This window comes from Agrobacterium sp. GW821-FHT02D03 (genome assembly GCF_059421725.1).
Genome location: NZ_JBWKVN010000001.1, coordinates 2,578,882 through 2,601,665, shown reverse-complemented (window position 1 = coordinate 2,601,665; position 22,784 = coordinate 2,578,882). Strand labels below are relative to the sequence as shown.

The 22,784-nt window shown below is 57.0% G+C and carries 26 protein-coding genes and 1 tRNA gene; 23 read left to right on the top strand and 4 right to left on the bottom strand.

Features of this window, described 5'->3' with window-relative positions:
- Positions 1–141 precede the first annotated feature (141 nt).
- The 13 genes from AC07U5_RS12420 to fliQ all read left to right on the top strand — a co-directional run bounded on the left by AC07U5_RS12420 (position 142) and on the right by fliQ (position 11,934).
- Positions 142–786, top strand: a complete 645-nt coding sequence (locus AC07U5_RS12420) for a hypothetical protein (protein WP_494723148.1) — start codon at positions 142–144, stop codon at positions 784–786.
- Positions 779–2,161 (top strand): MotB family protein, encoded by a 1,383-nt coding sequence (locus AC07U5_RS12415; RefSeq protein WP_494723147.1) that lies wholly within the window; start codon positions 779–781, stop codon positions 2,159–2,161. Before AC07U5_RS12420 ends, AC07U5_RS12415 begins: the two co-directional genes overlap by 8 nt.
- 9 nt (positions 2,162–2,170) lie before the next feature.
- Positions 2,171–3,406: a chemotaxis protein gene (locus AC07U5_RS12410; protein ID WP_494723146.1), complete on the top strand. Its 1,236-nt coding sequence runs from the start codon at positions 2,171–2,173 to the stop codon at positions 3,404–3,406.
- Between the two features lies 1 nt (position 3,407).
- Entirely contained in the window at positions 3,408–4,877 is a 1,470-nt protein-coding gene (locus AC07U5_RS12405; protein WP_494723145.1) for a flagellar hook-length control protein FliK, read from the top strand.
- Positions 4,801–5,388: a transglycosylase SLT domain-containing protein gene (locus tag AC07U5_RS12400; protein ID WP_494723144.1), complete on the top strand. Its 588-nt coding sequence runs from the start codon at positions 4,801–4,803 to the stop codon at positions 5,386–5,388. Before AC07U5_RS12405 ends, AC07U5_RS12400 begins: the two co-directional genes overlap by 77 nt.
- A 281-nt stretch (positions 5,389–5,669) precedes the next feature.
- Positions 5,670–6,341 carry a response regulator transcription factor gene (locus tag AC07U5_RS12395; RefSeq protein WP_062426080.1) on the top strand — a complete coding sequence of 224 codons (672 nt, stop codon included), beginning with the start codon at positions 5,670–5,672 and terminating at the stop codon, positions 6,339–6,341.
- 214 nt (positions 6,342–6,555) lie between these two features.
- Positions 6,556–7,833, top strand: a complete 1,278-nt coding sequence (locus AC07U5_RS12390) for a flagellar hook protein FlgE (protein ID WP_335322892.1) — start codon at positions 6,556–6,558, stop codon at positions 7,831–7,833.
- Positions 7,834–7,853: 20 nt separating this feature from the next.
- Entirely contained in the window at positions 7,854–9,296 is a 1,443-nt protein-coding gene (flgK, locus tag AC07U5_RS12385) for a flagellar hook-associated protein FlgK (RefSeq protein WP_494723143.1), read from the top strand.
- 1 nt (position 9,297) lies between these two features.
- The gene (locus AC07U5_RS12380) at positions 9,298–10,311 is read left to right on the top strand and encodes a flagellar hook-associated family protein (protein WP_111848296.1); all 1,014 of its coding nucleotides are present in this window, start codon (positions 9,298–9,300) and stop codon (positions 10,309–10,311) included.
- Positions 10,312–10,365: 54 nt separating this feature from the next.
- On the top strand, positions 10,366–10,713 hold the full coding sequence (gene flaF, locus AC07U5_RS12375) for a flagellar biosynthesis regulator FlaF (RefSeq protein ID WP_062426076.1): 348 nt from the start codon (positions 10,366–10,368) through the stop codon (positions 10,711–10,713).
- The gene (gene flbT / locus AC07U5_RS12370) at positions 10,710–11,156 is read left to right on the top strand and encodes a flagellar biosynthesis repressor FlbT (RefSeq protein WP_062426075.1); all 447 of its coding nucleotides are present in this window, start codon (positions 10,710–10,712) and stop codon (positions 11,154–11,156) included. The genes flaF and flbT overlap by 4 nt, the downstream gene beginning before the upstream one ends.
- Positions 11,150–11,563, top strand: coding sequence for a flagellar hook assembly protein FlgD (flgD, locus tag AC07U5_RS12365; RefSeq protein WP_062426074.1), 414 nt, complete (start codon positions 11,150–11,152; stop codon positions 11,561–11,563). Before flbT ends, flgD begins: the two co-directional genes overlap by 7 nt.
- A 104-nt stretch (positions 11,564–11,667) precedes the next feature.
- Positions 11,668–11,934, top strand: coding sequence for a flagellar biosynthesis protein FliQ (fliQ, locus tag AC07U5_RS12360; RefSeq protein ID WP_062426073.1), 267 nt, complete (start codon positions 11,668–11,670; stop codon positions 11,932–11,934).
- 253 nt (positions 11,935–12,187) lie between these two features.
- Here fliQ and AC07U5_RS12355 read toward each other — a convergent pair whose 3' ends face one another.
- Both AC07U5_RS12355 and AC07U5_RS12350 read right to left on the bottom strand, forming a co-directional pair.
- Positions 12,188–13,351 carry an SH3 domain-containing protein gene (locus AC07U5_RS12355; protein ID WP_494723142.1) on the bottom strand — a complete coding sequence of 388 codons (1,164 nt, stop codon included), beginning with the start codon at positions 13,349–13,351 and terminating at the stop codon, positions 12,188–12,190.
- A 142-nt stretch (positions 13,352–13,493) separates the two neighbouring features.
- Positions 13,494–13,733 carry a hypothetical protein gene (locus tag AC07U5_RS12350; protein ID WP_144621708.1) on the bottom strand — a complete coding sequence of 80 codons (240 nt, stop codon included), beginning with the start codon at positions 13,731–13,733 and terminating at the stop codon, positions 13,494–13,496.
- 318 nt (positions 13,734–14,051) lie between these two features.
- On the opposite strand from AC07U5_RS12350, the gene AC07U5_RS12345 reads away from it, so the two are divergent.
- On the top strand, positions 14,052–14,312 hold the full coding sequence (locus AC07U5_RS12345) for a hypothetical protein (protein ID WP_343106752.1): 261 nt from the start codon (positions 14,052–14,054) through the stop codon (positions 14,310–14,312).
- A gap of 61 nt (positions 14,313–14,373) precedes the next feature.
- Here AC07U5_RS12345 and AC07U5_RS12340 read toward each other — a convergent pair.
- Positions 14,374–14,448 (bottom strand) — tRNA-Thr (locus tag AC07U5_RS12340).
- Positions 14,449–14,601: 153 nt separating this feature from the next.
- Here AC07U5_RS12340 and AC07U5_RS12335 point away from each other — a divergent pair.
- The 9 genes from AC07U5_RS12335 to yacG all read left to right on the top strand — a co-directional run bounded on the left by AC07U5_RS12335 (position 14,602) and on the right by yacG (position 20,510).
- On the top strand, positions 14,602–14,823 hold the full coding sequence (locus AC07U5_RS12335) for a hypothetical protein (protein ID WP_274100885.1): 222 nt from the start codon (positions 14,602–14,604) through the stop codon (positions 14,821–14,823).
- Positions 14,824–14,998: 175 nt separating this feature from the next.
- Complete coding sequence (gene murA, locus AC07U5_RS12330) at positions 14,999–16,291, top strand: UDP-N-acetylglucosamine 1-carboxyvinyltransferase (RefSeq protein WP_494723141.1); 1,293 nt, start codon at positions 14,999–15,001, stop codon at positions 16,289–16,291.
- Positions 16,292–16,469: 178 nt separating this feature from the next.
- Positions 16,470–16,907, top strand: coding sequence for a DUF2948 family protein (locus AC07U5_RS12325; protein ID WP_494723140.1), 438 nt, complete (start codon positions 16,470–16,472; stop codon positions 16,905–16,907).
- A 144-nt stretch (positions 16,908–17,051) separates the two neighbouring features.
- Positions 17,052–18,350: a histidinol dehydrogenase gene (gene hisD, locus AC07U5_RS12320; protein WP_494723139.1), complete on the top strand. Its 1,299-nt coding sequence runs from the start codon at positions 17,052–17,054 to the stop codon at positions 18,348–18,350.
- Positions 18,351–18,353: 3 nt separating this feature from the next.
- On the top strand, positions 18,354–18,827 hold the full coding sequence (locus AC07U5_RS12315; RefSeq protein ID WP_062599327.1) for a UPF0262 family protein: 474 nt from the start codon (positions 18,354–18,356) through the stop codon (positions 18,825–18,827).
- 2 nt (positions 18,828–18,829) lie between these two features.
- The gene (locus AC07U5_RS12310) at positions 18,830–19,309 is read left to right on the top strand and encodes an arsenate-mycothiol transferase ArsC (RefSeq protein ID WP_062426065.1); all 480 of its coding nucleotides are present in this window, start codon (positions 18,830–18,832) and stop codon (positions 19,307–19,309) included.
- 107 nt (positions 19,310–19,416) lie between these two features.
- Positions 19,417–19,635, top strand: coding sequence for a translation initiation factor IF-1 (infA, locus tag AC07U5_RS12305; protein ID WP_027673809.1), 219 nt, complete (start codon positions 19,417–19,419; stop codon positions 19,633–19,635).
- A gap of 30 nt (positions 19,636–19,665) precedes the next feature.
- On the top strand, positions 19,666–20,289 hold the full coding sequence (locus AC07U5_RS12300) for a Maf-like protein (protein WP_062426064.1): 624 nt from the start codon (positions 19,666–19,668) through the stop codon (positions 20,287–20,289).
- A 5-nt stretch (positions 20,290–20,294) separates the two neighbouring features.
- A complete protein-coding gene (gene yacG, locus AC07U5_RS12295) occupies positions 20,295–20,510 on the top strand; it encodes a DNA gyrase inhibitor YacG (RefSeq protein ID WP_062426063.1) in 216 nt (71 codons plus the stop codon).
- A gap of 75 nt (positions 20,511–20,585) precedes the next feature.
- Here the strand turns inward: yacG and AC07U5_RS12290 are convergent, their stop codons facing one another.
- Positions 20,586–22,766 (bottom strand): DUF1217 domain-containing protein, encoded by a 2,181-nt coding sequence (locus tag AC07U5_RS12290; protein ID WP_494723138.1) that lies wholly within the window; start codon positions 22,764–22,766, stop codon positions 20,586–20,588.
- Positions 22,767–22,784: the final 18 nt, after the last annotated feature.

Sequence of the window (22,784 nt, the reverse complement as noted above, 5' to 3'; positions counted from 1 at the left end):
GCTCTTTACCCTGCCGGATGAAAAGCTGTCATGGCAGGACTCTTCCTGCTTCGCTGAGGCAGTTGCGAATACCTTGCGGTTTTTCCGTAAGGCTTCCCGGATTGAAAAAGACAGATGTAATGTCTGTCATCAGGTGCGTCGATGAGTGCAGCGCTGACAAAATATTTGAAGGATTTCAGCCAGTTCGTGCCGGCTGAAGAACCCGTGGTAATCGATATCGAGTTGCCGGCGGTGACCTTTGAAAATGACTGGGCGGCGGCTCCCGAGCCTTTGGTCGATCTTGAGGAAGAGAAGCGCAAGGCTTTCGAGGATGGCGAGCAATCCGCAAGACAGACTCTCGAAGAAAGCCATCAGGCCGAACTCGACGCGTTGAAGCTGCGCCATGAGGAAGAGCTCGAGGCCCAACGTGTCCGGTTCGAGGAAGAGATTGCCGGTCACCTTGCGACCTCGGTCATCACCATGAAGCAGGTCATGAACGAGCACGTCGAGGCCGCCTGTCTCAAGGTTCTCAGCCAGTTTGTCGAGCAGGAGCTTGCACAGAAGACGGCAGCCGAAATGGCAGCGCAAGTTCTTCGCGAAATCCGCGACGGCTATGCTGGCACGGTCAAGATCAGCGGGCCGGAGCAACTGCTTTCCAAGATGCGCAAAGGCCTGGAAGAAATTGACCATCCTGTCGATTACGAGGTGTCGGACGACATCGATATTCAGGTACAAATGGATAATTCAGTTCTAATGACGAGACTGTCGGAGTTTTTCCAAGGCTTGAGGGGCTTGTCGGATGAGTGAGAGCGAAAATCACCATCACGGCAAGAATGAAATCATCATCGTCAAGCGTCACAAGGGTGGGCATGACGGTGCGCATGGTGGTGCCTGGAAGATCGCCTTTGCTGACTTCATGACGGCGATGATGGCCTTCTTTCTCGTCATGTGGCTCGTCAACGCTTCCAATGAGAAGACGACCGCCTCGGTCGCCAGCTATTTCAATCCCATAAAGCTGACGGACGAACAGCCGGCCGAACGTGGGTTGAAGCAGCCCGCCAAGAAGGAGCAAGGCGAGGAGAATAGCGCAAAGTCCGACACCAAGTCGACCAAATCGACGGAAGGCAGTGCGGCTGCAAGCGGTGAGGATTCGACCACGACGTCGGGCCAGAACGTCAATTTCTCCGAAGCGGCGTTCTTCGAAAACCCCTATGCGGTTCTTGCGGAGATTGCCCAGGAGGTCGGCCAGCAAGCCAATGTCAGCGCCAAGGGTGAGGGCGGTGCAAGCGAATCCGGCCCTTCGACCGGCGCCTCCGGCGGTGAAGCTTACCGCGATCCCTTCGATCCGGATTTCTGGAGCAAGCAAATCGATACCGCTCAGCAGAACCCCTCTATGGTGGTCCAGGACACCAAGCTCCCGGAAAAGGAACAGACGTCTGAAAGCGTGAAGCAAACGCCACCGAAGGAAGATGTCGCAGGCATTATCGGCGATCCCAACGAGCTTGGAGCACCGCCTGATGCTAAGACGGCGAAAGCCGAGCAGGTTGCGGCAGACGATCTGGATCCGGAGGCTCAAAAGCCAACGGAAGTGGCCATGGCCATTCCCGTGCCCAGTCCCAAGCCCGATCAGGCATCCGGTAAGCAACCAAACAAACAGGATGCTGAGGTGAAGCAGGACTCTGAAAGTGAGCCTGCCACGCCCGTCAAGGTATCGCAGAAGAGCGAGAAGGCCGCCGACGCGTTGCGCGCGGAGATTTCGCAACAGGTTTCCGGCGTGGCCGGCAAGCTAGCCGAGGGCATTGTCGTGACCCCTGCCGAAGGCGGCACGCTGATCACCATTTCGGAAAAGGCAAGCACTGCGATGTTCAGTGTCGGTTCTGCCATACCCCAGCGCGACCTCGTCCTGGCAATGGGCAAGATCGGCGAGGTTCTCAGCAAGCAGAAGGGCGCCGTCGTCATTCGCGGCCATACCGATGGCAGAGCCTATAGTAGCGGTGGCAAGGATAACTGGACGCTGTCGATGGATCGCGCCCATGCGGCCTATTACATGCTGGTGCGCGGCGGACTGGATGAAGGACGGATCAAGCAGCTATCCGGTTTTGCCGACCGTCGCCTGCAAAGCACCGACGACCCGATGAACGGCGCGAACCGTCGCATCGAGATATTGCTTGAGGACGGTTGAGGCCAGCGGATGATGAGAGCCACTCATATTGCTGGATTGTTGATGGGGGTGTCCTGGCTTCTGGCGGCTGGCCATGCCGAGGCCCAGAGCGACCTGCCGCCCGCCAAGATCTTGCGGTCTCTGCAGTTCGTGCAGGATTCGGTCGTCATGGGCGATCATTCCGCGCGCGACATGCAGAAATTTCTGCTGAGCGCTTTCGACACCACGTTGCGCACCTCGGACATGTCGGTCTTTTCCGACACGAAGAATGCCGACGCGGCGCTGATCTACATCATGAGCGGCGGAAATCCCGCGACGCTGAACTATCTCGTCGCCAAGGACGTGCAGGGATACTTCGATTCGCGCGTGGTCAACGTCCTGCAAAAATATCTGAGCGGTCGTGGCGGCCTGGTGGACAAGGTCGTCTCCGACCTCATTCCGGAATATCGCAACAACCGCCTGGGGCCTTACCTCATGCTGATTGCGGGCAATATCGCCTATACCAAAGACCCGGCTGCAGCCCTGCCATTCTTCGACGATGCCCGGTTGAGCGCGCCAGGCACGATCATCGAGGAAGCCGCGCTGCGCCGCTCCATCATGGCGACGATGCAGTTGAAGCAGCCCGAGAAGGGGATGGTTTACGCGCGCAAATACGCCGTCCGATTTCTGCATTCCCCTTATGCGTCGCAGTTTGCCGATCTCTTTGTCAGCCTCGCCATCGATAGCTTTGGCCCTGTGACGACGAAGGACATTGGTGAGATCGCCGAATTGATGGATGCGGAGAGAGCGCAGGAAATCTATCTGCGCATCGCGCGGCAAGCATCCTTGCAAGGCAAGATGGAGCTTGCCCAGTTTGCGGCAGAGAAAGCCAATGGAATTGCTGAGGACACGGGTGACACCACCCGTGAGCCTCTCTCCAAGCTCTATTCGGGGCTGTCCGACATATCAGGACAGGATGTTCTGGCCGCACAGGAAAAGTTGGCGAGCATCCCGGAAGCGGAACTTTCGCCGCGTGATCTCGCGCTACGCAACGCGGCAAAAACCATTGCCGAACAGATTATGCAGCCGCCGTCTCTTGCGGCAGCGACGACTGTTTCGAGCAGTAGCGGGCCTGCGACCGAGGGTAGCAGGGCTCCTGTACCGGCCGGAAAGACCGAGGAGGCTGCGTCTCAGGCAGCCGATGCGGCGCCGCTAAAGACATTTTTCGACAAGAACCGCGCTCGATTGAACGAGATCGACTCCATGCTGAAGCAGGAAGGGGGATAACATGAACGTCCTGAGCAACTTGGTGCCGAGCCACGCCGATCCCGTAAAGGTCACAAATGGTCGGGACCGTGGCGGATCGTCCAAACAAGGCGGATCGGGCTTCTCGGATGCGCTTGGCGCTGCGGGTGACCGCACTGCGCGGCAACCTGCACCGGCGAACAACGCCAACGCCGATTCCAAGGCGCAAGATAGCGATAAGGCCCAGAGCACTCCGTCCAGCGCCGCGCCGACCGATACGAAGCAAACGGTCAGCGATCGCCCTGCTGATAAATCTCAGGATGCTGCGCCAGCCCGTTCTACAAGCGCCGACGACAAGCAGCCACCCGCTGAAGGCGAGGTTGTCGATGAGGCGGCGCAGAGCAAACCTGCTCTCCTGCTGAAGCTCGTCGATACGAGCGTGAGCGTTCAAACTGCGCCTGCTGCGCCTGTCGTCGCTGAAGCCCCGACCGAGACTGAGGAGCCCGCTACATCACTTGCAGATCTGGTCAAATTCATCGAGACGCTGACGAAGGCCACGAACACGAGCGAAGTGCCGGTTGAAGGCGACAAGGACGATACGGACAGCGACAAACCTGCAGAAGATGCAGATCTGACCAACGTTGCCAGCACGAGTGCCGACCTGATGTCGCTTCTCGCAGCCACAACCGCGCCAAAGGACCAGCCTTTGGTGCCGGTGCATGCCGAGGCAAAGGCCAAGCCTGCTGATGGCGCAGCCTTGCTTCCCGTGGCTCCACCATCCGAAGACGATCTGGCCATGCCCACGACCGTGGTAAGGCTTTCCAAGGGGGATACCCCGGCGATCGATCTCCACATCGCATCGCATGAGGATGGATCGCTGAAGGTGGATGCATCCCTATCCTCTGCTCCGAACGTCGACGTGGTGCAGGTCCTTGACAGCAGGCGCTATCTTGCTCTCTCGCCCACCTCGAATGCCGCCAACGTGACGGCGTCGATGGCAACCGACCCGGATTGGGCAACCGCAATGGCGGCCAAGACCAGCGGAGCGCCTCTGGTGACGTCCACCGGGCAGGTCGTTCACACGCTCAAGATTCAGATGAGCCCGGTCGAACTCGGTCATGTGACGGCCGCCATGAAGCTGGTTGGCGATGAGTTGAGTGTTCACCTGACAGCCCATACGCTGAAGGGCTATGCCGAGCTGCAGAAAGACAGCTCTGCCATTCTGGATGCCCTGAAGTCCCAGGGCTTCAGCGTTGACCAGGTGACCGTGTCGCTTTCCTCCACATCCGACCGTCAGGATAACACCAACAGCAACACCAATCGCCAGCCGAACGATCTGAACCAGCAAGGCGCACAGCAGGGCCAGCGTGGCAACGACGATCGATCGCAGGAGCAATTCTATCGGCAGACGCGTCAGAGCGCGCCCGAAGAGGTCAATGGCAATGATATTTCGGCTCAGCCTGAAACACTTCCTCGCGATACCAGCGCTCGTCCTGACCACGTTTACCTGTGAGGCTTCCCAGCTAGCCGCAGCGGTCGAATGCGAGCGGCAGATCCATGATGCCGCAGGCCAGTATAGTATTCCCGAAGGAATATTATATTCGGTGGGGCTGACGGAAACGGGACGCAAAGGCTCGCTCAGCCCCTATGCGATCAACATTGAAGGCAAGGCTTTTTTTCCGGAAAGCAGGGCGGAAGCCTATCGTCTGGTGGAGGAGGCACGGGCACGTGGCGCGAAGTTGATCGATGTCGGATGCATGCAGATCAACGTCTATTTTCATGGGGCGGAGTTCAGGTCGATTGGCGAGATGTTCGAGCCTGCGAAGAACGTCGCCTATGCTGCGCGCTTCCTAAAGCAGCTCCACGATCGGCATGAGACCTGGACGATGGCGGTCGCAAGATACCATGCCGGCCCCAATAACGACCCCGCGCAACAGCGCTATGTCTGCCGGGTCATCAGCAATCTGGTCGCAACGGGCTACGGTCAATGGACCGCCAACGCTCGCAAATTTTGCCAGGCTTAACCAATCCTAAGTTGCATCACTGAGTTTCATTTTTGCCCTTTTTTGAATTGCGGCAAGAATGGGCCAAATTAGGTGAGTCAATCCCCCTATTATCTTCCACAGGTTTATCCCATGAAAAAATATCCCATTTTTGGTTAACGCATACTAGATATAGTCCAAATCGGCACAGTATGGTTAATCAACTATTAATAATTACCTGTGTTTTCCTGTAATTGTGAGAGATTCGCCCGATTCGTACACCCTAGGACGTAGGTGAGCTACACTGATTCGGAGGCGGACGAATGATCGTGGTAGTTGATGAGCGCAAGCTCGTTAAGGAAGGGTATACAGCCCTGTTTGGACGAGAGGGGATACCCTCGACTGGATTTGATCCAGCAGAATTTGGAGAATGGGTGAACACCGCAGCGGATTCGGACATCGCTGCGATTGAAGCATTTTTGATTGGTCAGGCGGATACAACGTATGAACTGCCAAGAACGATCCGTGATCGTTCCCAGGCACCTGTCATTGCGGTCAGCGATCAGCATTCTCTCGATGCAACACTGGCCTTGTTCGATTGCGGCGTCGACGATGTCGTCCGTAAGCCAGTACATCCACGTGAGATCCTGGCACGGGCAGCAGCAATTCGCCGCAGGCTCAACGTCATCACGCAATTTACCGATGTCGGTCCCATCAGGGTTTTCTCCGATGGTCGCGATCCGGAAGTGACGGGCGAGGTCTTCCCACTCCCGCGTCGTGAACGACGTATCCTGGAATATTTAATCGCGAACCGCGGTCGTCGCGTTTCCAAGGCGCAGATCTTCAACGCGATCTACGGCATCTTCGACGAGGAAGTCGAAGAAAACGTGGTGGAAAGCCACATCAGCAAGCTTCGCAAGAAGCTGCGCAAGAAGCTCGGCTTCGATCCAATCGACTCCAAGCGGTTCCTCGGATACTGCATCGACTGGTCCTGAACGTCATCGCGGGTTCAAAACGCCCGCGATTTTTGTTTATTCATTTCAGCAACATCATTCTCTAAGACCGGCCCGCGCCGGTCTTTTTCGTTTCTGGCGTTCGCCACTCCTCTGTGTCCCAACCGCGCTGAAATTTTCCGTGGTGGAGAAAACAGACAGCCTCACGCAAGGCCCGCATCCTAACGTCATCAGGAACAGGAATAGAGGATTCGACATGAGCCTTTTTGGAACGATGAAAACTGCTGTATCCGGCATGGGCGCTCAGGCAAACAAGCTCGGGACCGTCGGTGATAACATCGCCAACGCCAGCACCACTGGCTACAAGAGCGCATCGACCTCCTTTTCGACGCTCGTTCTGGGCGCGAACGGCGGCACCTATAATTCCGGCGGCGTAATGACGAAGGTCAATTACTCCATCACGCAGAACGGACCGTTGCAGTCGACACAATCGCCGACCGATATCGCCATTCAGGGCGATGGCTTCTTCGTGGTCGAGGACCCGAGCGGAAACGTCTTCCTGACCCGCGCAGGCCAGTTCGTTCCCGACGAAGACGGCTTCCTCGTCAATGCCTCCGGCTTCAAGCTCCTGGGCTACAAGTATGACGGCACCACGCCAACCACCGTCGTCAACAGCTATGACGGGCTCGTGCCTGTCAATGCGTCTGCCGACGGCATGCAGGCAACGGCATCGACGCTTGGTTCGCTAACAGGCAATCTGGCCTCGTCGGCACCCATTGTGGCTGCCGCCAATCGCCCGTCAGCGCCCGGTGCAACCGCATCCTCGGTGAATGTCGACCAGGTTAGCACGCTGAAAACATCCGTCACCGGTTATGATCCGCTGGGTAACTCAGTCAAATATGATTTCTATTTCACGAAGACCGCAGACAACCAGTGGGAAGTCGCCGTTTTCGACTCCAAGTTCGCGACAGATCCAGGTGGTTTCCCGTACACTCAACCAGCCCTGCTAACCGAGACATTGACGTATGATGCCGGGAAGCTGGAAAACGATCCTCCGACGATCACCCTCGACGATACCACCAACGACATGGAAGTGACGTTCGATCTTTCGGGAATGTCTCAGCTGGGCGCCGACAAGTCGACGATCTCAAAGGGTGGCGTCAATGGTAATGCGGCCGAAGCGGTTCAGTCGATCTCCATCACGGCTGACGGCACGGTATACGCGACCTATGCCAAGTCCTCGCCGCGTCCGCTTTATCGTGTGCCGCTGGCCGATGTGGCAAGCCCGGACAATCTGAAGGTTCTCTCCGGTAACGCGTTCCAGACGACCGCCGAATCGGGCGTGGTCACATTGGGCTTCGCCGGTCAGACAGGCTACGGCTCCATTGCGTCCAAGCAGTTGGAACAGTCGAACGTCGATATCGCCAACGAACTGACGGAAATGATCCAGGCGCAGCGCAGCTACACCGCCAACTCGAAAGTCTTCCAAACAGGCTCCGATATGATGGACGTCCTCATCAATCTGGCACGATAACGGTTTCTGGAGACGGGTGAATGGCGCTCAGTACGACACTTAATACGGCCAAGGCCACTCTGGGTAACACGTCACTCTCAAGTGCCGTCGTTTCGAATAACATTTCGAACGCAAGCTCAAGCGACTATAACCGCCGCGCCGCTGTCACCACGGTCAATACGCTGACGGGAGCAATTACCGTCAAGATCGAGCGTGCCGAAGATAGCGCTCTTTTGAAGCAGTATCTTTCTGCCGCTTCCGATGATGCGGGCAAGCAGAAGTTCCTGGCGGGTATGAAGTCGCTGAGCGTGGTGATGGGCGGTGAGGAATACACCGCTGCCCCGTCCACCTATCTCGCGTCCCTGCAGAATGCCCTGAACACCTACGCCGCGTCGCCAACGGACATCACGCTGGCCTCTGCTGTCGTCAGTGCCGCCACCGATACGACCAATGCGTTGAATACCTCCACAAAGGCTGTTCAGCAGTTGCGGGTGGATGCCGACAGCGAAATCAACACGGCAATCACACGGCTGAACCAGTTGCTGAAGGACTTCGGCGACGCCAACGATCAGGTCAAATATGCGACCCAGGTCGGACGCGACCCGAACAACGCGCTCGATAAGCGTGAAGGCCTGCTCAAGGAAATATCCGGGATAATCGGCGTTTCCACTGCGACCCGTCCCGGCAATGATGTGGCCATCTATACGACGGACGGCACCACCCTTTTCGAAACGACGCCAAGAAAGATCTCCTTCGAGTCCCGCGCCGCTTATGATGCGGATACGACGGGTTCCGGGATTTTCATCGACGGCGTGATGGTCAAGACCGGCTCTGGCAGCAATACCACGGCGAAGGGTAGCCTTCCGGCACTTCTGCAGCTGCGTGACGAAGTCTATCCAACCTATCAGGCACAGCTTGACGAAATCGCCCGCGGCCTTATGGGGACGTTTGCCGAACAGGATGGAGGGGGAAATCCGGTTGCCGGCCTGTTCACCACCCGTGATAGCTCGACCGTCGATTTCGAAACACCACAGAAAATTCCGGGTCTTGCCGGCCTGATCTCTGTTTCGGCCGATGCGGTCGCGACCCCGACGAAGCTGCGCGATGGCGACATTGCAGGCGTCAGCCCGAATGTGGACGGATCGAGCGGCTATTCCAACGTCCTGTACAAATATGCGACCGCGATGAACACGCCGATCGAATTCGATCCGGCGGCAGGCATTTCGAGAAATACGACGTTGCTCAGCTTTGCGACGGATTCGGTCGGCTTTGCCGAGGAGTATCGGAGCAACGCCACGTCGGCGGCGGATAGTACCTCTGCGATGCTGACAAAATCGAAAGAGGCCTACTCGAACGCGACCGGCGTCAACCTCGATGAGGAACTGATCCAGCTTCTTGACATCGAGCAGTCCTACAAGGCTGCGGCGAAGCTGATGACGACGGTCGATGAACTTCTGAAGACACTGTTGGCGGCGGCGAACTGATATGAAAACCACCTCGATCTCATCCCAAAGCGTTAGCACGGCCATGCATTTGACGGTGTCCAATGCGCAGGCTGAAATCAGTAAGCTGCAAAAGGAAGCCGTCACCGGTACCTATTCCGACGTCGGTGTGGAACTTGGAACGCGGACCTCCACGAGCCTCGACTATACGCGTGAAAGCAAACGCCTTCAGGCCATCGTCGACTCCAACTCCGTGGCCGAGCAGCGCATGGATGCTTCGCAGCTGGCCATGAAGAACATGTCGGATTCCGCGCAGACCTTGCTGAACTCGGTCATCGCGCTCAGCGGCAATACCGACGCAAGCAGCCTTGGTGTGGCGAAGACGACCGCGATGTCGGTGCTGGAAAATTTCACGAGCTACGCGAACACCGCAGTCAACGGCGAGTTCCTGTTTTCGGGCATCAACACCGACGCACAGACGCTGGATGATGGGTTCATCGGCAACATCACGAGCAACTTCAAGTCGGCTTTCGACACTGCTTTTCCCGACCCATCGACGGCCTCTGCCAGCGACGTTGCAGCCTTCCTTCAGGACTACCAGGACAATTTCGACTGGCCGTCCTGGACGAACGCGTCCGATACGGCCATGAGCAGCCGGATCAGCACCTCGGAGACCGTATCGACATCCGCCAGCGCCAATGAATCCGGGTTCAAGAACCTTGTCCTGGCGACGGTCATCTCCTCGCAGCTGGTCGATGCCGGTCTCGGCCCCGACGCGCTTTCCGTGGTCAATGACGCCACGACGAAGCTCGCAGGTTCCGCCATCTCCAACATCGATACCCAGCGCGCCAAAATCGGCTTGTCCCAGGAGCGAGTGGAAAAGGCGAATACCTATATGAGCGCGCAGAAGACGATCATCGATACCCAGCTGACCGATCTTGTTGGCATCGACACCTACGAGGCGTCGACCCGCCTTACGACCCTTCTGAACCAGGTCGAGACGTCATATACAATTACATCGAAGATCCAGGGGCTTAGCCTCGTCAATTTCATCTAGCAGGAATAATTCCGCCGATGACGGGCGGCACATCGGGCCATGAAGGAAAGATAAATGTTCCAGTTTTCATATGCGGAGATCATGGAGGATGACCCCCATATTGCCCGCAACAGGGAAAGACAGGTCCTTGAGCGATCTATCGAACTCCTGGAGGTCGCCAAGCGACAGGAAAAATATGGCAAGGACGGGATCGAGGCGATTTTCTACACCAGGCGGGTCTGGACGCGCTTCGTAGATGATCTCCAGCAGCCAGAAAATGAACTGCCGGTTGAACTCAAAGCCAACCTGATTTCCATCGCCATCTGGATTCTCAAAGAATGCGAGCAGATACGCAAGCGTAATTCGACGAACTACCAAGGCATTATTGACGTGACAACCATCATCAAGGATGGACTTAAATGAAAAGTACACTGCGGATTTCCTTGAAGTCTGGGGAAAAGATCTTCATCAACGGCGCCGTTCTTCGCGTCGACAGGAAGGTTTCCCTGGAATTCCTCAATGATGTGACATTTCTCCTTGAGAACCATGTGTTGCAGCTTGAGGATACGACGACACCTCTGCGGCAACTGTACTTCATCGTACAGATGATGTTGATCAATCCGGAAGGCAAGGAGCAGTCCCTGACACTCTTCCGCAAGTCGATCACCATGCTGCTTGCGACCTTCAAGAACGAAGAAATCCGTTCTGAGCTGAAGCGCATCGACGCCACCGTCTCGTCGGGCCGTCCCTTCGACGCGCTGAAGACCATCCGTGGTCTCTATGCCAAGGAAGAGACCATTCTCAACAGCCATGAAATCACGCCGGCCGTTGTCAACGAATTGCGAAGGGAAATCGCACCATGGTAGACGCTGTAGCGAGTGCCACATCGACACAGACGACCTCTGCATCGAAAACCGACTCCAAAAAGGCGTCGCTGGATTACGACAACTTTCTCAAGCTCTTGATCACGCAGATGAAGAACCAGGATCCAACGAATCCAATGGATCCGAGTGCGCAGGTCGCCCAGTTGGCAACCTTCTCGCAGGTCGAGCAGTCGATCAAGATGAATACCAATCTAGAAAGCCTGATCTCGGCATCCTCGCTGTCGAACGCGTCTTCCTATATCGGCAAGACGATTACCAGCGCCGACGGCCAGACCAGCGGTGTCGTGAAGTCGGTGGAAGTCACCGCCGAGGGCCTCTCCGCCACCACCGTTGCCGGCTCGACGATTGCAATCGGCCAGGGCATCAAAATCTCGCAGACGGCGTCTTAACGCCTTCTGTCGAATCATATAGCATCTTTGATGGTCGCATCATGCGGCCATGCCCACCGTTTCAGGTTCGGCATCCTTTAGCCGAATGAGACGAGCGGACCGAGATGAACGAGGCAGACGCTCTCGATATCATGCAAAATGCGATATGGACCGTGCTCATCGCATCGGGTCCTGCGGTTCTTGCCGCAATGACAGTCGGCATTATCATCGCATTCGTGCAGGCCCTGACCCAGATTCAGGAAATGACTCTCACCTTCGTGCCGAAGATCATCGCCGTCATGGTGGCCATCGCCTTTTCAGCGCCCTTTGTCGGTGCGCAGATCTCCCTCTTCACCAATCTGGTGTTCTCCCGCATTCAGTCGGGATTCTGATCTGGACCAAGCGACCGCGTTCGTTGGCCCCCCGATTGGCGTTTCTATCGTCTGCTGTTCAGTCATCGAAGGGCATGCAGCGAAAGTTACACGAGTCCTAAACGCCGTGCGTCCTAATGGACGCATAAAGGACGGGCTGATGCTGTAGAACGCGCAGGCGAAGCAGCGAGAATGGCGATCAGCCGTTGCGGTTTAGCATCGAAAAAGAAGCCCTAGGGGCGATACTAACACCCGCCGCAAGGACGTTCTCCAATCAGTTGGAGCAGCAAACGCTCTTCACATAAGTGTTGCCGACGGTCATGAACGCGTCGTCCGGCACAGAGCCTTTGTCCTTTAAATCTTTGAGAAGTCCGGCGGCCTCATCCGGGGGAAGCGAACGCATCAGCGCAACCGCAAACCACTTGTTGGTCGCAAGATACGCTGTCACCGGCAGCGAGGAATCCCGAACATAAGCGGCCGCTTCTGCGAAATTATCGAAGCTTTTGATCTGGATGAACCTGTTGTCGAAGGGCTGACTGAGAAATTGGTCTACTTTTACCCAATTATGGTGCACGTAACCCTCTTTCCCCTTTGTTCGTACTAAGTACCATCTATCTCCAACAGCCAGTATGTCTACCTTGTCGCCGTTACGTAACGAGATCAGCTTCTCCGACTTTTGATCTTCGCCAGCTCGTAAAAATTCCTTACCTTTGGGGACACGAATTTTTCCAGTTTTCGCGAGCGGTATTTGGAAGCGAGGATCGTCTTCAGCGATACGGTATGCCGGCAGCGCTGCAGTTTCGGACGCTGAAGGCTGCGTGTTCGCTGAGACTTCCGTTTCAGGAGGAGGCGGTACGTTTCCAAGAGTTGTGACGCGGTACTGCTGCATCTCGCTTTTAGATAGGTAACGCATATCGTCCTTCTCGTACCGCAGCGATAACTGCAGCAGAGATGGGTCGATCCCCATTTCTGTCATGTAGCCGATTGTCTCTGCAGTCTGATGCTGGATGTAGGATACCGCGTCATCCACGGAGATTGCTGAAGTTTCGGCGAAAGAAGTCTTATGAACGCCTATGGAACCCGTCTCGGCAAAACGGACAGTTCCACCCATGAAAGCTAGAGCGCAGGCGGAAGAACATTCCATTCCTCGCATCTGAAACGTCGGAAGGCCAAGAGCACGTATAAGTCTGCCAAGCTCTATAGCTTTGGAGGGGTTGCCTCCTATGGAGTTGAAGACGACGATTCCAGAACGTGTGCCGAGCCCTTTCGCAAGCGATACGAACGGCGACAGACTTTCGCTTGGCTCAAACACGCCCGAAACGAGGATTACAGACTTCGTTGCATCAATGGGCTCGGTAGAAAACGTCAGCGCCGTGGCCCCGGCGGGAAACAACAAAGCGGCAATGGCTGCACCCACCAAAAAACGCTTAACAAACATTGATGCGATCCCCAACGCAATTTTGCGCCAATTTTATATCCCAGAACGCTCACATTACTAGAGGTCTTATATTTGTGAACTGACTGAAACCTGAACTGCACTATGGGAGCCGCGCCGTTTGTCTCGTCGACACTTGTACTCTTCAGCCGCCGCCATGAGCGATAAAGCGCTTGCCTTCGTCAGTCAGAACAAGGCGAGGCGCGCCATTCGAAGCGATTTCTCGTACGAAGGCTTCTCTTTCAAGGCTAGCAACGGTTGAGGTCGAGATGCGCTTGTCGCCAACCAGCCACACCCGACCCGAACGCCGTTGATAACGATACTGGTGGATCGCCGACAACGAGCGGATTGCACTTCGTGAAAGCTGTTTTTCACCAGATGTCATTATGACTGCTCCTATGAATGTTCTCTCTACGTTCATGTGATGATGGCTGTATGAGCTTTCAAGTGCGCGTCCTGTCATGTCCAGATTTTGGAAGGAAGGCTTTCGGGGATTCCTTGGCTGCGCTCGTCTGCGCGTGGATGGGCGAGTGAGACTTGGATCGAGCCGCCAAAGCACGCGGCGACGAGACTTTGGCCACCGGGGTTCCCGCGCGGGTATTGAGCCCGCCTCACACCAGCTTAGCCTAGCCTCAGCATTCCCCATCCACCATATACATCCATCACCGGAAGCCGTGGCTCAAATTGAAAGGGAAGACGCTGAATGGCTTACAACGCAAAGCCTGGAGATGTTTGTTTGTTTGAAAACGAAAAAGCTGGGCACGAAACCGCTCCTGACCATCGCGGCTATTTCATCGCAGACCGCGATATCAAGGCAGGAGAGAAAGTCGAACTCGCGCTCTGGGCAGGACGCCCGAACAGCCTGCGATCATTTAGCGGTCGCCTCTCGGCCCACAAGAGTGGCGTTTCTCCAGAGCCTGAACCCGTCGATCTTTTCGGAAATCCAGTTAAGCCCAAAGCATAACGACGGTCGGGCGTCACCAGCAATTGAGCGAAAAAACTCTGTACAGTCTGGGAGAATTGAATGGTGCTGCGAAAGAGGATTGAACTCTCGACCTCTCCCTTACCAAGGGAGTGCTCTACCACTGAGCTACCGCAGCATCTGTCGCCGAAGCGCTGCCTCGACATCAAGTGGGCGCCTATTGCCATAGGTTTTTGATGAGCGCAAGCGTCAAAGTGCGACTTCACCATACCTTTCTGAAAAAAGCGACGGACACTGTTGAACCGCGCGAAATTCGTTTATGACACCGCCTATGGACGATGATCACGATGAAACCCTGCAAAAGCCGCTGGCATCCGGGCAAACTGGACCCGGCGAAAAGGCAAAGCAGCGAGAGGCCGAGCGCAAGGCGCGGGCCGCAAAGAAGCTGCGTGAAAACCTTGCTCGCCGCAAACAGCAGTTGCGCGCCCGCCGTGCAGGTAACGAAGACGATACAATCGGACTTCCTGCCGCAAAAACGAACGAATCGTGCTGACAAGAACAGACCGGGGAAATTGAAACGGACAGGGGTTTCATCTTTCGCGTCGACTCTTGTCTGAGTGGGCGGCATCAACTCTTTTTCAGCTGTGCTGCCGTTTGTCGGCAGGCCGGCACCAACACATGCCTCGACGGCACCAAGGAAAGGCGAGCGCAAAGCTCGTAAGGGACGAATGGATCGCATCAGAATCACAGGTGGGAACGAGCTGAACGGCATCATCCCGATTTCCGGCGCCAAGAATGCAGCTCTGCCGCTGATGATCGCATCGCTGATGACCAGCGACACGCTGACGCTGGAAAACGTGCCGCATCTGGCAGACGTGGAACAGTTGATCCGTATTCTCGGCAACCACGGCGTCGACATCTCGGTCAATGGCCGTCGTGAAAGCCAGGGCGAAAGCTATTCCCGCACCGTGCATTTCACCTGCCGGACGATCGTCGATACGACCGCTCCATACGAGCTGGTCTCCAAGATGCGTGCAAGCTTCTGGGTCATCGGCCCGCTTCTTGCTCGTGAGGGCAGGGCGCGCGTTTCGCTGCCCGGTGGCTGCGCCATCGGCACACGTCCCGTCGACCTCTTCATCGAAGGACTGGAGGCGCTTGGCGCCACCATGGAAATCGATGGCGGATACATCAACGCGACAGCGCCAGCCGGCGGTCTGATCGGCGCCACCTACACCTTCCCGAAAGTCTCCGTTGGCGCAACGCATGTGATGTTGATGGCGGCAACGCTCGCCCGCGGCACGACGATCATTCACAACGCGGCTCGTGAGCCCGAAGTTGTTGACCTTGCCCAGTGCCTGAGTGCCATGGGCGCGAAGATCGAAGGTGCAGGCACCTCGACCATTACCATTGAAGGTGTGACGTCGCTCTCCGGCGCCCGTCACCGGGTCCTTCCCGATCGTATCGAAACGGGCACCTATGCCATGGCGGTTGCCATGACGGGCGGCGACGTTCTTCTGGAAGGCACGCGCGCCTCGCTGCTGGACAACGCTATCGATACGTTGCGCCTTGCCGGCGCAACCATCACCGAAACGGCGAGCGGCCTGCGCGTTGTGCGCAACGGCAATGGCATCCGCCCGGTCGATGTCGTTACCGAACCCTTCCCCGGTTTCCCGACGGACTTACAGGCGCAGTTCATGGCGCTGATGACGCGCGCCGATGGCGTTTCGCACATCACCGAAACCATCTTTGAAAACCGCTTCATGCACGTTCAGGAACTTGCCCGCCTTGGCGCCAAGATTTCTCTGTCAGGCCAGATGGCGCGTATCGAAGGCGTCTCCCGCTTGCGCGGTGCGCCTGTGATGGCGACCGACCTTCGCGCCTCCGTCTCGCTGGTCATTGCCGGATTGGTGGCTGAGGGCGAAACCATGGTGTCGCGCGTCTATCACCTGGATCGCGGCTTTGAGCGTCTCGAAGAGAAACTGAACCGCTGCGGCGCGAAAGTCGAGCGCGTCAGCGATTGATCCTTCATCGCCGATTCTTGATGAGGGGGCCGTGTCCGTTGAAGAACCGGCCCCGACTGCCTATCTCCAGATCAACCACTTGAACGACGACGCAAATGCCGCGCGCGGCACGCGTTGTGTTTCACACATGTTGAACGCGAGATAGCGGACCTGTCCGCGAGATGAGGACCAAGAGACGATGAGCGGCCTTAAACTCATGGCGCTGGATGGCGAAGACCTTGCCATCATTTCTACCCACATGCAGGACAGTGTCTTCAAGTTGAAAGATGTGTCCTTCGAACCTCGGCCCGGCCAATTCGTTCTCTCTGCCAACCGGTTTGTCTGGGAACACGGCGCCAAGAAGAACCATCCGCCAGAACGCTGCCGCTCTGCCCTGGTTCTCAAACGGGTGTCGGCGGTACGCTCCAGCGGCATAAACCGCACCGACAAGGAGCAGGTTCATTCCCTCCTCGCCATCCGCTTCATCCAGAAGGGAGAGGGTCCCGATGGAACGATTGAGCTGACGCTTTCCGGCGGCGGCGCGATCGCGCTCGATGTGGAATGCATCGAGGCCCAACTGACGGATCTCAGCGGTGCATGGGAAACCAAATCCCGCCCCTTCCATCCGGCAGACTAAATCTTGAGCTGACGAAGCGGGCAGGGAATTGCCTTGCCCGCATGTTTCGATTTATGCCACATACCCATGTGCCGTCTCATCGTTGAGGCTGCAGAGAATTTTGCCTCGCACGCATCGCGAGGCTCTCGAAAAGGGTGACGTGAAGTGGCAATCTGGCTGGAGCAATCCTCTTCTGATTTCGAACAGGCTTTCGCCGCGTTCCTGACGACGAAGCGCGAGGTTTCGGAAGATGTGAACGCCGTCGTTCGTGATATCATCGAAGATGTTCGAAAGCGTGGCGATGAGGCGTTGGCCCATTACTCGCTGAAGTTCGACGGGCTGGATTTCTCGAAAATCTCGATGCGTGTCACGGAAGCGGAAATCGACGCCGCCCTTGCCGAAGTTGATCCTGCCGTCCTCGATGCTTTGAAGTTTGCAGCCCAGCGCATCGAAAAGCACCATGCACGGCAGATGCCGAAAGACGATATCTACGAAGACGATATCGGCGTCGGCCTCGGTTCCAGATGGACAGCGATCGAGGCTGTCGGCCTTTACGTTCCGGGCGGCACGGCAAGCTATCCAAGCTCGGTTTTGATGAACGCCGTTCCAGCCAAGGTCGCAGGCGTCGAACGCATCGTCATGGTCGTTCCCGCCAATGCCGGCAAGATCAATCCGGCGGTGCTGGCGGCAGCGCGCGTCGCAGGCGTTGAGGAAATATACCGCATCGGTGGCGCGCAGGCTGTCGCAGCGCTTGCCTACGGCACTCAGACCATTGCACCCGTCGCCAAGATCGTCGGACCGGGCAACGCCTATGTGGCTGCGGCCAAGCGCCATGTGTTCGGCACGGTTGGCATCGACATGATTGCTGGGCCGTCCGAAGTCTTGGTGATCGCTGACAAACATAACGATCCGGATTGGCTCGCGGCCGATCTTCTGGCCCAGGCCGAACATGATCCGGGCGCGCAATCCATTCTGATCACCGATGATGCGGAACTGGGCCGGGCTGTCGAAAAGGCTGTCGAGCGCCAATTGAAGCAGCTTTCCCGTTCGCAGACCGCCACCGCCAGCTGGCGCGATTTCGGCGCGATTATCCTGGTGGATGATCTTGCCGCCTCGATCCCGCTTGCCAACCGCATCGCCGCTGAACACCTGGAACTTGCGATCGACGACCCCGATGTGCTGATGGCGGGTATTCGCAATGCGGGCGCCATCTTCGTCGGTCGCCATACGCCTGAAGTGATCGGTGACTATGTCGGCGGATCGAACCACGTCTTGCCCACCGCCCGCTCGGCGCGCTTCTCGTCGGGTCTGTCGGTCCTCGATTTCGTCAAGCGCACGTCGATCCTGAGGCTAGGCCCCGATCAGCTGCGTCAGCTTGCACCCGCTGCCATCACGCTTGCCAATTCCGAAGGGCTCGATGCGCATGCACGATCCGTCGGCATTCGCCTCAATCCGGAAGGGTAGCAGATGGCGGCAGGCGACTTCAGACTCTGCGACGTGGTGCTGGATGAGAGTATCGGCCGGTCCACGCCTGATGTGGAGCATGAGCGCGCCGTCGCGATCTTCGACCTGATCGAGGAAAACATCTTTGAGCCGATTGGGCATGTGGGCGGGCCGTACCGGCTGAATATCTCGCTGGTGGATGCAAAGCTCGTCTTCTCCATCACCACGGAGGAGGGGACAGATGTGGCCACGCACATTCTGTCGCTGACGCCCTTCCGCCGCATCATCAAGGATTATTTTCTGATCTGCGAGAGCTACTACGAAGCGATCCGGTCTTCGACGCCCAGCCAGATCGAGGCGATCGATATGGGTAGGCGCGGTATCCACAATGATGGATCGCAGACGCTGATGGATCGTCTTTCGGGCAAGATCAAGATGGACTTCGATACCGCACGCCGCCTCTTTACCCTCGTCTGTGTCCTTTATTGGCGAGGCTAGGCATGGAAGGTCCGGCCGCTCCAGACTTGAAAGACAAGGCCCCGCGCGCCATATTATTCATGTGCGGCATGAACTCCATCCGTTCTCCCATGGCAGAGGTCATCGCCAAGCAGATCGTCGCTCCCGGGATCTATATCCAGTCCGCAGGCGTCAGGGCAGGCGATCGCGACCCCTTCGTCGATGCTGTTCTGGACGAAGCCGGCCTGACGCTTGGCAAGCACAAACCGCGCACCATGGATGAGATCGAGGACGACTTCTTCGATCTGATCATTACCTTGACGCCAGAGGCCCATCACGCCGCACTCGAGTTGACGCGGTATAACGCGCTTGACGTCGTCTATTGGCCGACCATGGATCCGACGGTGGAAACTGGCTCCAGAGAACAGAGGCTGGAAGCCTATCGCGAGGTTCGCGATCACCTGAAAAAGCTCATTTCCGAGCGCCTGCCGCAACGCGCGCAGCCATTTTCGGAAACGCTTTAAAGCGGACGACAATTTAGGTTCACAAATGTGCGGCGATTGTGTAGTTTCCGCGCAATTTTCCCGGGCACTTTACGCCTGGCATCATCAACAGGAAGAAACAAACCTATATGACAAAAGAAGAAGTCCTTGAATTCCCGGGCGTCGTGACCGAACTCCTGCCCAATGCGACGTTCCGTGTGAAGCTGGAAAACGAGCATGAGATCATTGCTCACACGGCAGGACGCATGCGCAAGAACCGTATCCGCGTTCTCGCTGGCGACAAGGTCCTGGTCGAAATGACCCCTTACGACCTCACCAAAGGCCGCATCACCTACCGTTTCAAGTAATCGCCCGATAGATCGGACGGCTGGCAGAGCATGACAGACCCAAAACAAAAGCTGATTCTGGCTTCCGGATCGCCACGCCGTCTAGAGCTCCTGCATCAGGTGGGTATCGAACCCACGCGCCTGATGCCGATGGACATCGACGAAACACCCGCACGCCTTGAACATCCCCGCACACTCTGCCGCCGCCTGTCTTTGCAGAAGGCACAGGCCGCTCACAAAGCGGTCAAGGGCGAACTGGCCTGGCGGGATGCCTATATTCTCGGTTCCGATACGGTGGTCGCCGTTGGTCGCAGGATCGTTGGCAAGGCCGAATATATCGAGGACGCTTCGGCGGCGCTCCATCTCCTCTCCGGCAGAAGCCACTGGGTCTATACGGGCATCTGCCTGATCACCCCGAACGGCAAGGTGCGTCAGAAGGTGGCCGAAACCAAGGTCCGCTTCAAGCGTCTGTCGCAGTTCGAAATTGAAAACTACATCGCGTCCGGCCAATGGCGCGGCAAGGCTGGCGCCTACGCTATCCAGGGTATCGCCGGCTGCTTCGTCCAGAAACTGACGGGCTCCTACACCAATGTGGTGGGACTGCCGCTTTACGAAACGGCCGCACTCCTGGCGGGCGAAGGCTTCGAAGTCACGTCGGGCTGGCAGGAAGGCTGAGAAGCATGACGTCCGATCCCAAAGTTACGCCTCTTCGCAAGGCACAGCCATGCCCCGAATGCGGCAGGCCCTCGACCCGCGAAGATTATCCCTTCTGTTCCGATCGCTGCCGGTCGCTTGATCTGTCCCGTTGGCTGAACGGCTCCTATGCCATTCCCGTCGCTGATGACGAAGAGCTTGCGGACAACCAGCGCCGCACGGATAACGACAGCGATTATTGAGCGCGGCTTCGGCTGCTACCGCAGCCGCTTTCGCTTTGCGAGGGCGCTGACGCAAACGGGTTCAGCCGGACCCTATCAACCCGCTCTGAGCTGAGCGACCGCCAGAAGCGTATCCGCACTGATGGAGGCCGACCGTCCCAGGAGGCTGAGCGACGTTGAGGTCGGACCGTTCTTCTGCGTATCGTAAAGCGCGGTAAATCGTTTGACGATCTTGTCGACATAGTCCGGATCGCCGAGCTTCCCAACATCGATGTATTTCTTCACCAGATCGGCTTGCTTGGCCACGTCGATATTGCCAATAGCAGTCGGCAGATTGTAGGCGGTCTTGAAAAAGGTGAAGAGCGCCTTGTCGCTGATGATGGAGTAGGGGCTCGTAATTTCCGGTGCCTTGCGCTTGAAGTACAGCGCCAGGCGGACGCCGTCATTCTGCTCGCCCTGCTGCACTTCCAGTGTCTGCTGCAGATACTGGTTGGTCGTCTCCAAAATCGCGCCGCGCTGCTGAACGCCTTCGGCCGCCGTTGCATCCAGCTGTCCCTTGGCGCTGAAATTGAAGGACGCGACGATTTCTGCAAACTTGCCGTTGCTCTGTGTGTTGACGAAGCTTTTCGGATCGGAAAGGTCCGACTTGAACATCCTGCGCAGATCGGTGGTTGTGACCTCTTTCGGGTCGAGACCATTGGCTTCCAGCACGAATTTGGTCAGCCGGCTATCCGCCAGGAATTGATCGGCGGTTTTGATCCCTGCGATCGTCGAGGTGTAGTAGGCGATTTCCTTGTCCGCGGCCTTGGACGCATTCTCCTTGGCGGTACCGGTCAAAGCTCTGAGCTTTACGGCTTTGTAATCTGCAGTCACCTGGGCCACCATGCGCTGCGACTGCGCGGTCAATGGTGCTTCCGTTCCGCCATCGGCGGTGAAATTGAAGGCCTTGACGAGGTTGACATAGCGGTCGTCGTCCAGCCTGTTGACGTAGCTTTTCTTGTCGGCCACGTCGCTTGAGAGGATTTTCTTGAGTTCGGACTTGGAGACCTCATCCGGATTGATGCCGAAGGCGCGTAAAGCCACGTCCCAGACTTCGCTGACTTCGTCGTTCTTCTTGTCGTCGTCTTTCTTGTTGGAGACGAAGAAGTCGTCCAGCTTCGTCATCTTGGCGATACGGGTCTCGTAATTGGTGACCGCATCCGCGATCTTCTTGTCCGCATCCTTCCTGAATTCAGCTGTGTACTGCTTTGCTACCGCTGACATCTGTGCGGGCGTCTGCGCGCTCGTGCCGGCAGGAAGAGTCCCGTCGCTGGAAAACTCGAAGGCGTCGAGCAGCTTGGTGTTGCCGTATGTCTGAGCGAAGTTTTGGCTATACATCAGGCTCGCCACGCTGCTTGCAAGCATGGTGGGGTTAAGGCCGAAAGCCGTTTTGACATAGGCGACGAGACGGCTGTCCTTGACGAGATCCTGCGCACTCTGGACCTGGGGAACATGCTTGTCCCAGTAGCGCTGATTGGCATCCAGCAATGTGGCTGACGGATAGGTCGACATGCTGGCAACGTAATCGAGCTTCAGATCTTCCGTCTGGTCGGCGGTCTGCGCCTGGCCGTTGACCGTGCCGTCCGTATTAAAATTGAAGAACCCCGTGAGCTTTTTCCAGGCAGGATTTTTCGCCTGGTTGGCAACGCTGTCGGGATCGGCGAGATCGCTTGTCAGAACCTGTTTCAGATAGGCCTTGGAGGTGAAGGTCGTATCGAGACCGGCCGAATCCAGAACATAGGTGCGAAGCCGCGTGTTGTTGACCAGATCGTCGACATTGGTGATCGCGCCGATCTTGGAGGCGAAATAGGCAGCCTCGGTCTTAATATTAGTCTCTTCGGTCTGGAAGGAGGCCTTGTAGGCATCGGTCGTGCTCTCGGCCTGCGCCGTGCTCTGCGCCACCTTGGCATCGCCCTTGAAGTTGAAGGCCTGGGCCATTTGGAGGTAACGCTTGTCGGTCAGCGTATTGGCAAAGCTCTTGCTGTCGCTGAGATCGCTGTCCAGCACCTTGCGCATGAAGGCCTTGCCGTAGGTCATTTCCCCAAGACCATAGGCCTGCATCGCATAGGAATAGAGACGGTAATCGCCGAGCAGGTCGTCGACGGTCTTCACCTTGCCGATATTGGCTTCGTAATATTCGGTATCGCGCTTGACCGGAGCCTGGCTCTCGACCTTGGCAAGAGAGGCCTTCATATCTCGATTGACGGTGAGATAACTGCTGTATGTCGACAGAACCATGACGAGCCCTAGTTCGTT

Bases quoted from the DNA above. Each gene is read 5' to 3' on its own strand.
- AC07U5_RS12420 (WP_494723148.1), top strand. From the start codon at position 142: ATGAGTGCAGCGCTGACAAAATATTTGAAGGATTTCAGCCAGTTCGTG.
- AC07U5_RS12415 (WP_494723147.1), top strand. From the start codon at position 779: ATGAGTGAGAGCGAAAATCACCATCACGGCAAGAATGAAATCATCATC.
- AC07U5_RS12410 (WP_494723146.1), top strand. From the start codon at position 2,171: ATGATGAGAGCCACTCATATTGCTGGATTGTTGATGGGGGTGTCCTGG.
- AC07U5_RS12405 (WP_494723145.1), top strand. From the start codon at position 3,408: ATGAACGTCCTGAGCAACTTGGTGCCGAGCCACGCCGATCCCGTAAAG.
- AC07U5_RS12400 (WP_494723144.1), top strand. From the start codon at position 4,801: ATGGCAATGATATTTCGGCTCAGCCTGAAACACTTCCTCGCGATACCA.
- AC07U5_RS12395 (WP_062426080.1), top strand. From the start codon at position 5,670: ATGATCGTGGTAGTTGATGAGCGCAAGCTCGTTAAGGAAGGGTATACA.
- AC07U5_RS12390 (WP_335322892.1), top strand. From the start codon at position 6,556: ATGAGCCTTTTTGGAACGATGAAAACTGCTGTATCCGGCATGGGCGCT.
- flgK (WP_494723143.1), top strand. From the start codon at position 7,854: ATGGCGCTCAGTACGACACTTAATACGGCCAAGGCCACTCTGGGTAAC.
- AC07U5_RS12380 (WP_111848296.1), top strand. From the start codon at position 9,298: ATGAAAACCACCTCGATCTCATCCCAAAGCGTTAGCACGGCCATGCAT.
- flaF (WP_062426076.1), top strand. From the start codon at position 10,366: ATGTTCCAGTTTTCATATGCGGAGATCATGGAGGATGACCCCCATATT.
- flbT (WP_062426075.1), top strand. From the start codon at position 10,710: ATGAAAAGTACACTGCGGATTTCCTTGAAGTCTGGGGAAAAGATCTTC.
- flgD (WP_062426074.1), top strand. From the start codon at position 11,150: ATGGTAGACGCTGTAGCGAGTGCCACATCGACACAGACGACCTCTGCA.
- fliQ (WP_062426073.1), top strand. From the start codon at position 11,668: ATGAACGAGGCAGACGCTCTCGATATCATGCAAAATGCGATATGGACC.
- AC07U5_RS12355 (WP_494723142.1), bottom strand. From the start codon at position 13,351: ATGTTTGTTAAGCGTTTTTTGGTGGGTGCAGCCATTGCCGCTTTGTTG.
- AC07U5_RS12350 (WP_144621708.1), bottom strand. From the start codon at position 13,733: ATGACATCTGGTGAAAAACAGCTTTCACGAAGTGCAATCCGCTCGTTG.
- AC07U5_RS12345 (WP_343106752.1), top strand. From the start codon at position 14,052: ATGGCTTACAACGCAAAGCCTGGAGATGTTTGTTTGTTTGAAAACGAA.
- AC07U5_RS12335 (WP_274100885.1), top strand. From the start codon at position 14,602: ATGGACGATGATCACGATGAAACCCTGCAAAAGCCGCTGGCATCCGGG.
- murA (WP_494723141.1), top strand. From the start codon at position 14,999: ATGGATCGCATCAGAATCACAGGTGGGAACGAGCTGAACGGCATCATC.
- AC07U5_RS12325 (WP_494723140.1), top strand. From the start codon at position 16,470: ATGAGCGGCCTTAAACTCATGGCGCTGGATGGCGAAGACCTTGCCATC.
- AC07U5_RS12315 (WP_062599327.1), top strand. From the start codon at position 18,354: ATGGCGGCAGGCGACTTCAGACTCTGCGACGTGGTGCTGGATGAGAGT.
- AC07U5_RS12310 (WP_062426065.1), top strand. From the start codon at position 18,830: ATGGAAGGTCCGGCCGCTCCAGACTTGAAAGACAAGGCCCCGCGCGCC.
- infA (WP_027673809.1), top strand. From the start codon at position 19,417: ATGACAAAAGAAGAAGTCCTTGAATTCCCGGGCGTCGTGACCGAACTC.
- AC07U5_RS12300 (WP_062426064.1), top strand. From the start codon at position 19,666: ATGACAGACCCAAAACAAAAGCTGATTCTGGCTTCCGGATCGCCACGC.
- yacG (WP_062426063.1), top strand. From the start codon at position 20,295: ATGACGTCCGATCCCAAAGTTACGCCTCTTCGCAAGGCACAGCCATGC.
- AC07U5_RS12290 (WP_494723138.1), bottom strand. From the start codon at position 22,766: ATGGTTCTGTCGACATACAGCAGTTATCTCACCGTCAATCGAGATATG.